The sequence below is a fragment of the Flavobacterium sp. xlx-214 genome (assembly GCF_013874595.1).
In the GTDB taxonomy this organism is placed as follows: Bacteria; Bacteroidota; Bacteroidia; order Flavobacteriales; family Flavobacteriaceae; genus Flavobacterium.
In genome coordinates, this window is sequence record NZ_CP059431.1 from 1,820,079 (window position 1) to 1,832,780 (window position 12,702).

The window sequence follows — 12,702 nt, forward strand, 5'->3', positions numbered from 1 at the left end:
ACTATAAATTTAATGAATTGATAAGATCAATATAAAGTTGTTTGGCTTGGTCTTGTGTTAAGTGATTAACTTGTTTCCATGCATTAAATTTAAAGGCACGAACTAAATCAATCTCTTGAAATTCAAAGTAATGCGTTGCATCAAAAGTTGCTTGTTTGTAATAAGCATAAATGCGTAACATAACATCTGGCGGAAGTTTTTGCTTGGTTGTTGAAGCTTTTAAATAGGCTTCATTAAATAATTGATCTAAAGAAGATGTCATTTACTTGTTGGCAATTACGGTTTTGTTTCCTTTTGCTTTTTGATTTAAAGTAACGTTTACATTGGTACCTAGCGGAAGGTACAAATCTACACGAGAACCAAATTTAATAAAGCCAGCATCATCTCCTTGATTTACACGATGACCAACTTTAGCGTAGTTTACAATACGTTTTGCTAATGCACCTGCTATTTGACGATACATTACTTCTCCGTAAATAGGATTGTCAATCACAACAGTTGTTCTTTCATTTTCTTCACTTGCTTTAGGGTGCCAAGCTACTAGGTATTTTCCAGGATGGTATTTGCTGTAATTAACAACTCCGTTTAAAGCATAACGCGTTACATGAACATTAATAGGCGACATGAAGATTGACACCATTAAACGTTTATCTTTAAAGTATTCTGGTTCATAAACCTCTTCAATTACAACCACTTTTCCATCAACAGGAGCTAATATTAAATGATCTGCAATATTATCAAGAGATCTGTTTGGATTTCTAAAAAATTGTAAAACAATAATTAAGAATACCAAAGCTAGTAATTGAATTACTTTTATAAGCCAAGGGTAGGGAATACCCACATACTCAATTCCAATGATTACCAAAACAGCAATGATTACTGAAATTAAAATTATTTTAGCGCCTTCTTTATGAAACATTACATTACAATTTTATAAATTAAAAATAAAAATGGTGCAGCAAATAAAATACTATCTAATCGATCTAAAATTCCACCATGACCAGGCATAATGGCACCGCTGTCTTTTATATTTGCTTGTCTTTTATATTTTGATTCTACTAAGTCGCCAATTGTACCTAAAACACTTATTGCAAAAGCAATACAAATCCAAAACAATAACGATGATTGAATGGTTGTAAACTTGTAAATAACAATTGCAGCAATTTGTGTAAATACTAAACCTCCTATGAAACCTTCGATTGTTTTTTTAGGAGAAATTTTTTCGTATAATTTATGCTTTCCTAGTAATTTACCGCAAATATAAGCAAAAGTGTCGTTACACCATATCATTACAAAAATACTTACCAATAAAGCTGGTGTATAAATGTAATTGTTAAAAGGCAACTGAGATATTATTAAGAAAGGCAAAACTACATAACCAACTAAATGAATTATTTTAGAAATAAGGGTGGTTTGTTGCTTTACGGGTTTGTTCTGAAATAAATCAATAATTAAATAAATACTAAACGGAAGTACAATTAAATAAAGGTAATTTAAAGCAGTATTGTTTAAAAAATAAAAACTTAAACTAACAATGGCAGCAAGTAAGTATCCTACTGTAAAATTAATTTTAAACAGTTTACAAAACTCGTATACAGCAATTACCAAGAAAAAGCTAAAAAGTATTAAAAAAGTGGTATTAGAAAACAAAATTGCACTAATTAAAAGTGCAATATATATGATACCAGAAAGGGTTCTTTTAACTACTTCGTTCATTTTAAAAATCTTCTAAAAGCATCAAATAAAAGTTCTTTGTTTGTATGCCGTATTGTAAAAAATCGTCTGTTGTAGAACTATCCTTAAAATGTTGCATAGTGGTAATATTGGTAGGTATTTCATTGGCATACCTCATTTTAATATTACGTAAACCATCGCTTTTAGAACGGGTAATTTGACTTGCTTTGGCAATCACAACAATATTCTTAGGTAAATCGTTTGCTTTGTAATGTAATAATTGTTTTGATGAAAATAATATGGAACCATCTTGGGCAATTAATCCTTCGCAATTAGTTAATAAAAACATAGGATTTGATGGGTTTTTAAACGATAATTTATTTTCTATAAGATAATGTTGTAAGTCTTTTTCAAAAGTTAAAGCTTCTACTTCAAACCAATCATTTTCTTGAAGAATACTTATAAAGTTTTCTTCTAACTCTTCTTCATTTTCGCAATACAAAAATTTACCCCCATTTACTTTAAAGTTATGAGTGAACTGCTCATCTACAGGTATTTCTTTTTCAGGCAGATATTTACTTTCTTCTTGATCATTATTTTGTCTAGAAGAAGTAAAACTGCTTAAAATTTTTTTAAATATATTCATTTTCTATTTAAAACTAGATAAGGGGCTTTCTAATTTCAAAGATAAAAAAAAACTTGATTTAACTGTAGGTTAAATCAAGTTTTTGTATTTTAAAGCTAACTATTTAATACTAAATAGCTTCAGTCTGATTTTCTGCTGTAACATCTATTTCAAGTACTTTTTCAAACGGACGTTTACCAAAGATATCTTCTAAATCTTCTCTAAAGATTACTTCTTTTTCACAAAGTAAATCAGCTAGTTGAACTAATTTATCTTTATTATCGGTTAATAACTGAATAGCACGTTGGTATTGTCCTTCAATTAATTCTGATATTTCCTTGTCAATTAATTTTGCTGTTTCTTCAGAATAAGGCTTAGAGAAATTATATTCGCTTTGACCCGATGAATCATAATAGGTAATGTTTCCTAACGAATCGTTTAAACCATAGATAGTAACCATAGCACGTGCCTGTTTGTTCACTTTTTCAAGATCGCTTAAAGCACCTGTTGATATTTTATCAAAAATTACTTTCTCAGCAGCTCTACCACCCATAGTAGCACACATTTCATCTAACATTTGTTCTGTGCGTACAATTTGGCGTTCTTCTGGTAAATACCAAGCAGCACCCAAACTCATACCACGTGGTACAATAGTTACTTTAACCAAAGGTGCAGCGTGTTCTGTTAACCAAGAAACGGTTGCATGACCAGCCTCATGAATAGCAATTGCATATTTTTCTTCTGGTGTTATAATTTTATTTTTCTTCTCTAAACCACCTACAATACGATCTACAGCATCTAAGAAATCTTGCTTATCAACTTCTTTCTTGTTTTTACGTGCGGCAGTTAAAGCTGCTTCGTTACAAACATTTGCAATATCAGCACCTGAAAAACCTGGTGTTTGCTTTGCTAAGAATTCAATGTCTAAATTATCTACTTTTTTGATTTTCTTTAAATGAACTTGGAAAATAGCTTTACGTTCATTAACGTCTGGCAAATCAACATAAATTTGTCTGTCAAAACGTCCGGCACGCATTAAAGCTTTATCTAAAATTTCAGCTCGGTTGGTAGCAGCTAATACAATTACGTTTGTATTGGTACCAAAACCATCCATTTCTGTTAATAATTGATTTAATGTATTTTCACGTTCATCATTTGATCCAGAAAAGTTTGATTTTCCACGTGCTCTACCAATTGCATCAATTTCATCGATGAAGATAATAGCAGGCGATTTTTCTTTTGCTTGTTTAAATAGATCACGTACACGTGATGCACCCACACCTACAAACATTTCAACAAAATCAGATCCTGATAAAGAAAAGAAAGGTACTTGTGCCTCACCAGCAACTGCTTTAGCAAGTAATGTTTTACCTGTTCCTGGAGGGCCAACTAACAAGGCTCCTTTCGGAATTTTACCACCAATGGAAGTATATTTTTCTGGGTTTTTTAAGAATTCTACAATTTCTTGAATTTCTTCTTTAGCTCCTTCTAAACCTGCAACATCGTTAAATGTAACACGAGTATCATTTTTTTCATCGAATAAACGCGCTTTTGATTTTCCGATAGAAAAAATTTGACCACCGCCACCGCCACCAGCGCCGCCACTCATTTTTCTCATCATGAAAATCCAAACAACCGGAATTAAGATAATTGGTAATAATGAAAATAATATACCACCCCAGTTGCTTTCTTTTTCAGAATCGAATTCTTTTAATTGACCAGCCTCACGTGCTTGGTTAAGTTTTGTTTCAAACAAATCTTTATTAGCTACATCTACCGTATATTCTGGTGTATTAGACATAGAACTTAACAAAGTAGGTTTGTTGTTTTTTTGATGCTCAGCCGTTTTTAAAGCATCTTCTGTTAAATATACTTTTGCTGTAGAATTATTAAAAACAACTTTGCTTATTTCACCTTTTTCAAGATATTCATAAAATTTAGACAGGCCAATTGTTTTTCCATCTCCAAAACTACCGCCACCTGTTGTTAACGATATTGCAAAAATGATAAAAATAATACCTGCATAAAGCAGCCAAGAATTGTATTTTGGCTTACTATTAATTGGATTTGCCATGTTTTTTTACTGAATTGGTTGGTTAGAAGTTACTTGAGTAATTTTAGCATCACCCCAAAGATCTTCTATGTTATAGTATTCGCGAGTTTCTTTTTGGAAAACATGAACAACAATGTTAATATAATCCATTAAAACCCAATTTGCCTGTTCTGTACCTTCTACATGCCATGGTTTGTCATGCATTTCTTTAGATACAGTTCTTTGTATAGAACCTGCAATGGCGTTTACTTGTGTGTTTGAGTTTCCATCACAAATGATAAAATAATCACAAGCTGTATTGTCAATATCTCTTAAATCTAATATAGTAATGTTTTCTCCTTTTACGTTTTCTATTCCTTCGATAATTAAAGCTAATAAAGCTTCATTTTTTTTTTTGTTTTCGTTCATGTATGTATTTTGTACTTATATTATTGCAAATTTATTAAATTGTAATTTGTTAAGTGTTATTTTTGTTCTAAAGTTCTTAAAGATAATATATATAATGCATTTAATCAAACTCAGTGCCACATCTTCAACAAACGATTTTCTAAAACAACTGTCAGTTTCTCAAGAATTAGCACCTTTTACTGTAGTATGGGCTAAAGAGCAAACACAAGGACGTGGACAGATGGGGGCAAGTTGGGTAACCGAAACATCTAAAAATCTTACATTTAGCATTTTTTTAAAAGACGATGCTATACAAATTAATACTTTATTTGGGCTGAATGTAATGATTGCAAATAGTATAGTTAAGGCTTTACAACATTTTAATTTAACGAATATTTATGTAAAATGGCCAAACGACATTTTGTCATACAACAAAAAAATAGCAGGTGTTTTAATTGAAAATAATGTAAAAACTGACGGTTCTATACAATCTATTGTTGGAATTGGCTTAAATACTATGCAAACAAATTTTGATGGTTTTCCAAATGCGTCATCTGTTTTTAATCAATATAATATAGAATTAAATCATGAAGATGTAATTACTGAAATTGTAAAAAATATAAAGGCATCATTAAGTGATTTTTCAAACATTGTTGATTTGGAGTGGGATCAGTATCATCACCATCTTTTTAGAAAAGATGTAGTAAGTACACTTGAATTACCTAATGGTACTAAAATAGTAGGTATTATAAAAGAAGTAAATCGTCAAGGTCAATTGGTTGTACAATTAGAAAATGACGATTTAAAAAGTTTTAATTTGAAAGAAATAAAATTGTTGTATTAGTTTTCGGGTATAAATTTTAAAGAAATTGAATTCATACAATAACGATTGCCTGTGGTGTCTTTAGGACCATCTTCAAAAACATGACCTAAATGGCCGTCACATTTGGCGCAAGTTACTTCAACACGAACCATTCCATGAGATGTGTCTTTGGTGTATTTTACAGAACCTTCTATAGCTTCATCAAAAGAAGGCCATCCACAAGAAGAATTGTATTTGGTTGTTGATTCAAATAACTTATTACCACATGCGGCACAAACATAATATCCTTTTTCAAAAAAATCGTTGTATTTGCCTGTAAAAGGTCGTTCGGTTCCTTTTTCTCTTAAAATATAATATTCTTCGTCGCTTAATTTTTCTTTCCAATCTTTATCAGTCATAACTTTATTGTTTTGCGCGTTAGCGGTTTGCTCTTTACAACTTAATAATTGTAAACTCAAAAATATCCAAAATAGTTTAATTAAGAATAAATTCTTTAATGGTTTCGATAACTTTTGCATCGCCTAAAATTTTTCTATGTCCTAATCCTTTAGTTAAAAACAATTGATGGTTTTTTAAATTATCTGTAATTCCAATTGCTGCAGTATAAGGTACATCCTTATCGTTTTGATCATGAATAACTAGTACAGGCGTTTCCGTTTTCTTGGCTTGTTGGTCTACGTCATAATTACTCATTTTGTCTTGGTATTTTTGTTCAAAAAGCTGAATTAATAACGGACTAATTTTAACATTCATGCCAATGGTTAGTAAAAAATCGTCGGTAATATCTTTGGTTTTATTACCAGCGCCAATGGTTACAGTCTTGGTTGTTTTTAAACCTCTACCCAAACTATTAATAATACTCATACCACCTAATGAATGCCCTACAATAACATCAAAACCATTGTATTTTTTATCTAACTCAAAAATAGCCTCGATAAAATCTTTCATGTTGGTAGTTGCTTTGGGGCTTCTTCCATGACCAGGCGCATCAAAACTAATAATATTGTAGTTTAATTCTTTAAACATTTTGGCAATAGAGACCAACTGAGTTCCCCTACCATTCCATCCGTGTACCAAAAGCACTTTTTTAGGTCCAAAATTGTTTTCGTAAACAATAATTTCCTTTTTACATATAGGTAATGTAATTTTTGATTTATGCGAAACCTCAAACATTTTCTGCTCGCGCTTTGGTAATGTATATTTTATAGGTGTTTCAAATAGTTTTAAGGCAAATGCTGCAGCCATTTTTTTGTTTAGTGCTGATAAAACTTTTGATGTGTTTCTAATGTAACTAGGAACTTCTAAAACTTTTGATTGTTTTTGTGCCATGTTTTATAATTTTGTACACAAATTTAAAAGGTATTCATTGAATATTTTATACTTTTATAAAAAATTAAGAAAAGAAATCTATGAAAAAAGTATTTGTTCTATGTAGTATCGCTGCATTAGCCATAGCATGTGCAACGAATCCGTTAACTGGTAAGAAAGGTATTGCACTTACCAATGAAAATGAACAGCTTATACCTGCTGCTTATCAACAATATTCAACTTTTTTAAAAGAAAATAAAGTGATTTCTGGAACAGCAGATGCCCAGAAAGTGCAAACAGTAGGAGCTAAAATTAAAGCTGCTGCGGAGCAATGGATGACATCGAGAGGATTTGGAAGCCAAATTGCTAATTATAAGTGGGAGTATAAATTGGTCGACAGTAAAGAGATAAATGCTTGGTGTATGCCAGGTGGAAAAATTGCTGTTTATTCTGGAATTATGCCTGTAACAAAAGATGAAGCTGGTTTAGCAACTGTAATGGGGCACGAGGTTGCACATGCTTTGCTAAGTCATAGTCGTAAACGTATGGATAAAGCTTTAATACAAGCAGGTGTTGGTGAAGGTTTAGGACAATTAACATCGGGTAGTTCAGGAAATTTACAAAAAGCTTTAGGTTTAGCTTATGGTGTAGGATCTAATTTGGCTATGTTATCTTATAGCAGAGGCGATGAATCAGAAGCCGATCGTTTAGGTTTGATTTTAATGGCAATTGCCGGATATAACCCAGATACTGCTATCAATTTTTGGGAACGTATGTCTGCACAAGGTGGTGGTAAAACGCCAGAATTGTTAAGTACGCACCCAAGTGATAAAACACGTATTGCCGATATTCAAAAATTAATTCCCGAAGCCAAAGCTGAGGCAGCAAAATTCGGAAAAAAATTCTAATATAACTTAAACACAAAAGGTAGTCCTTTACTTATTATGGGACTACTTTTTTTATGCAGTAAATTATGAAAACATTTGTAAAAGGAGATAAAAAAGTACTGAATGCTTGGGCGTTTTATGATTGGGCTAACTCGGTTTACGCGCTGGTTATTTCGTCATCTATTTTTCCTTTGTTCTACGGAGCTCTTTTTCGATTAGAAAATAAAACATCAACCTCTTTTTTAGGTATTGATACGCCTAGTGAATCCATTATAAGTTATGTAACAGCTATAGGGTTTTTAATTATTGCTTTCATATCGCCTTTACTTTCAGGAATTGCCGATTATTTAGGAAACAAGAAATTCTTTTTAAAACTTTTTTGCTTTATTGGGTCGGTTTCTTGTATGATGCTTTATTTTTTCGATTTAAATAATCTATACCTAGGCTTGTTATTTTATATGATGGCTCTTATTGGTTTTTGGGGAAGTTTAGTGTTTTATAATTCATATTTACCAGATATTGCATTGCCAGAACAGCAAGACGGTATTTCGGCAAAAGGCTATTCTTTAGGATATATAGGATCGGTTGTTTTATTACTGATTAATTTAGCCATGATTATGAAAAGCGAATGGTTTGGTTTTAGTAGTCCTTTAGAAGCCATGAAATGTTCATTTGTTTTAGTGGGTATTTGGTGGTTAGGATTTAGTCAAATTGCATACAGAAGATTGCCTAATTTTAGAAACGATAACAAAATTACAAGTTCATTGTTTTTCTCTGGATTTAGAGAATTAAAAAGAATTTTTCAAGAACTTAAGCAGTATCCCGTTTTAAAGGCTTACTTATCTGCATTTTTTGTTTACAGTATGGCTGTACAAACTGTAATGATTATTGCTGCTTATTTTGGCGAAAAAGAAGTGCAATGGGTTGACGATGATCAACGCCAAATGGGACTCATAGTTAGTATTTTATTAATTCAGATTATTGCTGTTGTAGGAGCTATTTTAACATCTAAATTATCAAAAAAAATAGGGAATCTTAAAGCTTTAATAGGTATAAACGCTGCTTGGGTTTTAATATGTATCTGTGCGTATTTTGTGGTAAAACCAGTAGAGTTTTATGTAGTAGCTGCAATGGTAGGTTTGGTAATGGGCGGAATTCAGTCATTATCAAGATCAACTTATTCAAAATTATTACCTGAAACAAAAGATACGACATCGTTTTTTAGTTTTTATGATGTTACAGAGAAAATTGGTATCGTTATCGGAATGTTAATTTATGGCGTTATTGCGCAGGTAACAGGTAAAATGCAAAACTCAATTTTATTTTTAGTTGTATTCTTTGTAATAGGTATTGTACTTCTTATAAAAGCTAGGAAAAAGCAAGTTAATAGTTAAAATCACGAATATTTTAGTAAATATTTTCTCTGTAAAAAAAATAATTTTATATTTGGATAAATTTAACATTTTGAAAATCGTATGAAAAGATTAAAATATATTGTAGCAACTGTTGTTTTAGCAATGGGATTTGCATCATGTGAAACAGAAGCTGTTGATGAAAAGTTAAAAGATGATACTTTAACAGCTAAACCTATTTTGCGTTTTGAATTGAATGATAAGCAAACAATAGTAGCAGACAGTGTTAAAGTTTTATGGGATAGTGGTCAATTTGTTATTGAATCACGTTTGTCAATTTTAAATGTTGATGATACAACAAATCCTGAAACACGTTATAAGCCTGGTTATTTACATATAAGCTGTAGTACTTTAGCGTTAGGTAATTTTCCAACAGGGTTAAGTTTAGAAAATCCAAGCAATAACTTAAGTTCGGCTGATTTAGCAATTATGGAAATGGTTCCTGATGATGATGGTGTTTTACAAAAAGTTTGGACGTATTATTCTACTGATAATGCGGAAGAAAATCAAAATGCTGGATATACAAATATTTCGGTTATAAATGACAAAGCTAAATATTTTGATGGTAATTTTGAATATATTTTATTTCCTGATCCTGATTCTGAATTAAAACCTCAGAGAGCCACAAAAGGTAATTTTAATTATGTAAAATATTAGTTTTAATAAAAACATAAAAATAAACCCAAAAAAATATATTTTTTTGGGTTTATTTTTGAAAAAAGAGGAATGTATTAAGATCGTGATTGAAGGTTTACATACGCATTTTTGTTATATGTTTTTTCAATTCCAGAACATCTTAATCAGCTCATTAAAATTGTATAATGAATTATGGTAACTTTTAGGATGTAATTTGTTTTTTGAATCTTTCATTCAGTTTTCAACATTCGTTTACGTTGTAAAATTAAAAAAGCCTTAAAATAAATTAAGGCTTTTAATATATTATTCCCACTCAATAGTTGCTGGTGGTTTAGAGCTAATATCGTAAGCAACACGATTAATACCTTTTACCTCATTAATGATTCGGTTAGAAACTAATTCTAAAAATTCATAAGGTAATTTAGACCAAGTTGCTGTCATAAAATCAATTGTATTTGCAGAACGTACAACAGCTGTATATTCATACGTACGCTCGTCGCCCATTACACCAACCGATTTTACTGGTAATAAAACCACAAAAGCTTGTGAAACTTCGTCGTATAAATTGTGTGCATAAAGCTCGTCAATAAAAATTTGATCGGCTTCTTGTAAAATACGTACTTTTTCTTCGTCAACTTCACCTAAAACACGAATACCTAAACCTGGTCCTGGAAATGGATGACGGTAAACTAATTCACGAGGAATTCCTAATTCAACTCCAACTTTACGTACTTCGTCTTTAAACAACTCACGTAACGGTTCTAATAATTGAAGTTTCATATCTTCTGGTAATCCACCTACATTGTGATGTGATTTGATTGTTGCAGAAGGTCCTTTTACTGATTGCGATTCAATTACATCAGGATAAATAGTTCCTTGCGCTAAGAAAGAGGCATCGCCAAACTTTTTAGACTCTTCATCAAAAACAGCCACAAAATCACGACCAATTGCTTTACGTTTAGCTTCTGGCTCATCAATACCTTTTAAACTAGTTAAGAAACGTTCAGAGGCATCAACCATTTTAATGTTCATATTAAAATGCTTGCCGTAATTTTCCATTACTTTTTTACCTTCGTCTTTACGTAGCAAACCTGTATCAACAAAAATACATGTTAACTGATCGCCAATTGCACGGTGAATTAACACAGCAGCAACAGAAGAATCAACACCGCCTGAAAGTCCTAAAATAACTTTTTTAGTACCAACTACTTCTTTGATTCGAGCAATTTCTGTTTCGATAAAATCTTTTAAAACCCAGTTCTTTTCGGCTTGACAAATATTAAAAACAAAGTTGTTTAATATTTGCGAACCAAATTCTGTATGGGTAACTTCTGGATGAAATTGAACTGCAAATATCTTATCATTTTCATTAGAAATGGCAGCAATATCGATGTTTGATTTTCCTGCAATTGTAAATCCTTTTGGAGCCGTCATTACTTCATCAAAGTGACTCATCCAAACAATAGATTTTTCAGGAATACCTGCTAATAAACTATTTTGAGATAAGATAGTTAACTCTGATTTGCCGTATTCACCTTTCTCACCTTTTTTAACTTCGCCACCTAATAAATGTGAAATTAATTGCATTCCGTAACAAATTCCTAAAACAGGAATTCCTAATTCAAACAATTCTTTTTCAACTAAAGCAGCTTCACTACCAAAAACAGACGATGGACCGCCTGATAAAATAATTCCTTTTGGTTGATGTTTTTTAATAGCTTCAATAGAAGTATTGTAAGGGATAATTTCTGTGTAAACTCCAAATTCTCGAATTCTACGCGCAATTAATTGATTGTATTGCGAACCAAAATCCAAAATGATAATTCCGTTTGTCATTGTGCTGTTTGTTTATGCAAAAGTAAATTAAATATAGCATTTTTAAAAATAGCAACGTTTTTTTTAATGTTTTTTTTGCTTTCCTAAAAAATGGAACTATTTTTGTTAAACACTTTAATATTTAGATAAACATTCTTTGCTATGAAAAGTATTCATAATTTACTTGTGGCTACTGCTATTGTTGGGTTTATTGGCTGTTCTAAAAAAGACAAAAATGATGCACCAATTGTAATACAACAAGCACTTTTAGACACTATTTATAGTAGTACATATGAAGGCATCATTCCGTGCCCAGATTGTCCTGGTATTGAAACTAGCATTCGTATTTATAATGATAGTACTATTTCTAGAACGATTTACTATCAAGACAAAAATGAACTTCCGGTTACTAAAGTTGGAACTTGGAAATTAAAAGATTCTGTATTTCAGGCAACTTTTGATAGAGAAAAATTATTTTACAAAATAAAAGGGACTGATAAAATTTTACGTGTTGGAAGTGATTTAAAAGAAGTAACTGGTGAATTAGCTAAAGATTATGTTTTACATAAATCAACCCTTTTTAAATCTAAAAACATTGAATGTGAATATGTTGCTGGAGATACTTTAAATTTATACAATAAAATAAAAATTACCCATTCTAAGAAAGATCATTTTAATGTACAATTTACCCATTATAACAAATTAGATTCTTTAACAAATTGTACTACTAAATTGGATGCCGTATTAGATAAAGGACATCATTTAAATATTCCTTTAAACAAGGAAAAAGGTAATTTACGCATTATTTTCACCAAAAAAGAAGCACATGTTTTATTTGAAAATATTAGTAAAGACTCTATAAAGTTTAATTGTAATGATAGTTTACGATTTTTACCTTTAGAAGGATCTTATAGAAAATTAAAAAGCACTCTTTAAAAGAGTGCTTTTTTATATTTAAACTAGATTATTGTTGTGCTTCCATGACAACCACATTAGCTTCGGCTACTTTTTTTTGTAGAAAGTAAAAAAAATATTATTTATAAAAGTTAACCAAGCACAATATACTTGGTTTTTCTATTTTT

At 30.9% G+C, this 12,702-nt stretch carries 14 protein-coding genes; 5 read left to right on the top strand and 9 right to left on the bottom strand.

The annotated features are described in order from the left end of the window. Position 1: 1 nt before the first annotated feature. The 6 genes from H1R17_RS08625 to rsfS all read right to left on the bottom strand — a co-directional run bounded on the left by H1R17_RS08625 (position 2) and on the right by rsfS (position 4,760). Positions 2-262 carry an acyl-CoA-binding protein gene (locus tag H1R17_RS08625; protein ID WP_163432315.1) on the bottom strand — a complete coding sequence of 87 codons (261 nt, stop codon included), beginning with the start codon at positions 260-262 and terminating at the stop codon, positions 2-4. Beyond that, positions 263-919: a phosphatidylserine decarboxylase family protein gene (locus H1R17_RS08630; RefSeq protein WP_163432314.1), complete on the bottom strand. Its 657-nt coding sequence runs from the start codon at positions 917-919 to the stop codon at positions 263-265. Next, positions 919-1,716: a phosphatidate cytidylyltransferase gene (locus H1R17_RS08635; protein ID WP_163432313.1), complete on the bottom strand. Its 798-nt coding sequence runs from the start codon at positions 1,714-1,716 to the stop codon at positions 919-921. Before H1R17_RS08635 ends, H1R17_RS08630 begins: the two co-directional genes overlap by 1 nt. Before the next feature lies 1 nt (position 1,717). Continuing rightward, positions 1,718-2,320: an LUD domain-containing protein gene (locus H1R17_RS08640; RefSeq protein ID WP_163432312.1), complete on the bottom strand. Its 603-nt coding sequence runs from the start codon at positions 2,318-2,320 to the stop codon at positions 1,718-1,720. A gap of 109 nt (positions 2,321-2,429) precedes the next feature. Then, the gene (gene ftsH, locus H1R17_RS08645) at positions 2,430-4,373 is read right to left on the bottom strand and encodes an ATP-dependent zinc metalloprotease FtsH (protein ID WP_163432311.1); all 1,944 of its coding nucleotides are present in this window, start codon (positions 4,371-4,373) and stop codon (positions 2,430-2,432) included. 6 nt (positions 4,374-4,379) lie between these two features. Continuing rightward, complete coding sequence (rsfS, locus tag H1R17_RS08650; protein WP_163432310.1) at positions 4,380-4,760, bottom strand: ribosome silencing factor; 381 nt, start codon at positions 4,758-4,760, stop codon at positions 4,380-4,382. A 94-nt stretch (positions 4,761-4,854) separates the two neighbouring features. On the opposite strand from rsfS, the gene H1R17_RS08655 reads away from it, so the two are divergent. Then, on the top strand, positions 4,855-5,583 hold the full coding sequence (locus H1R17_RS08655; RefSeq protein ID WP_163432309.1) for a biotin--[acetyl-CoA-carboxylase] ligase: 729 nt from the start codon (positions 4,855-4,857) through the stop codon (positions 5,581-5,583). Here H1R17_RS08655 and msrB read toward each other — a convergent pair. Both msrB and H1R17_RS08665 read right to left on the bottom strand, forming a co-directional pair. Further along, entirely contained in the window at positions 5,580-5,960 is a 381-nt protein-coding gene (gene msrB / locus H1R17_RS08660; protein WP_220185300.1) for a peptide-methionine (R)-S-oxide reductase MsrB, read from the bottom strand. The genes H1R17_RS08655 and msrB overlap by 4 nt on opposite strands. A 76-nt stretch (positions 5,961-6,036) precedes the next feature. Next, entirely contained in the window at positions 6,037-6,891 is an 855-nt protein-coding gene (locus H1R17_RS08665; protein ID WP_163432307.1) for an alpha/beta fold hydrolase, read from the bottom strand. Positions 6,892-6,971: 80 nt separating this feature from the next. Here H1R17_RS08665 and H1R17_RS08670 point away from each other — a divergent pair, with 80 nt between their 5' ends. The 3 genes from H1R17_RS08670 to H1R17_RS08680 all read left to right on the top strand — a co-directional run bounded on the left by H1R17_RS08670 (position 6,972) and on the right by H1R17_RS08680 (position 9,826). Beyond that, complete coding sequence (locus H1R17_RS08670) at positions 6,972-7,778, top strand: M48 family metallopeptidase (RefSeq protein WP_163432306.1); 807 nt, start codon at positions 6,972-6,974, stop codon at positions 7,776-7,778. A 65-nt stretch (positions 7,779-7,843) separates the two neighbouring features. Next, positions 7,844-9,151: an MFS transporter gene (locus tag H1R17_RS08675; RefSeq protein WP_163432305.1), complete on the top strand. Its 1,308-nt coding sequence runs from the start codon at positions 7,844-7,846 to the stop codon at positions 9,149-9,151. An 81-nt stretch (positions 9,152-9,232) separates the two neighbouring features. Then, entirely contained in the window at positions 9,233-9,826 is a 594-nt protein-coding gene (locus H1R17_RS08680) for a hypothetical protein (RefSeq protein ID WP_163432304.1), read from the top strand. Positions 9,827-10,108: 282 nt separating this feature from the next. Here H1R17_RS08680 and guaA read toward each other — a convergent pair whose 3' ends face one another. After that, positions 10,109-11,641: a glutamine-hydrolyzing GMP synthase gene (gene guaA / locus H1R17_RS08685; protein ID WP_163432303.1), complete on the bottom strand. Its 1,533-nt coding sequence runs from the start codon at positions 11,639-11,641 to the stop codon at positions 10,109-10,111. Positions 11,642-11,782: 141 nt separating this feature from the next. On the opposite strand from guaA, the gene H1R17_RS08690 reads away from it, so the two are divergent. Beyond that, the gene (locus H1R17_RS08690; protein WP_163432302.1) at positions 11,783-12,556 is read left to right on the top strand and encodes a copper resistance protein NlpE N-terminal domain-containing protein; all 774 of its coding nucleotides are present in this window, start codon (positions 11,783-11,785) and stop codon (positions 12,554-12,556) included. Positions 12,557-12,702: the final 146 nt, after the last annotated feature.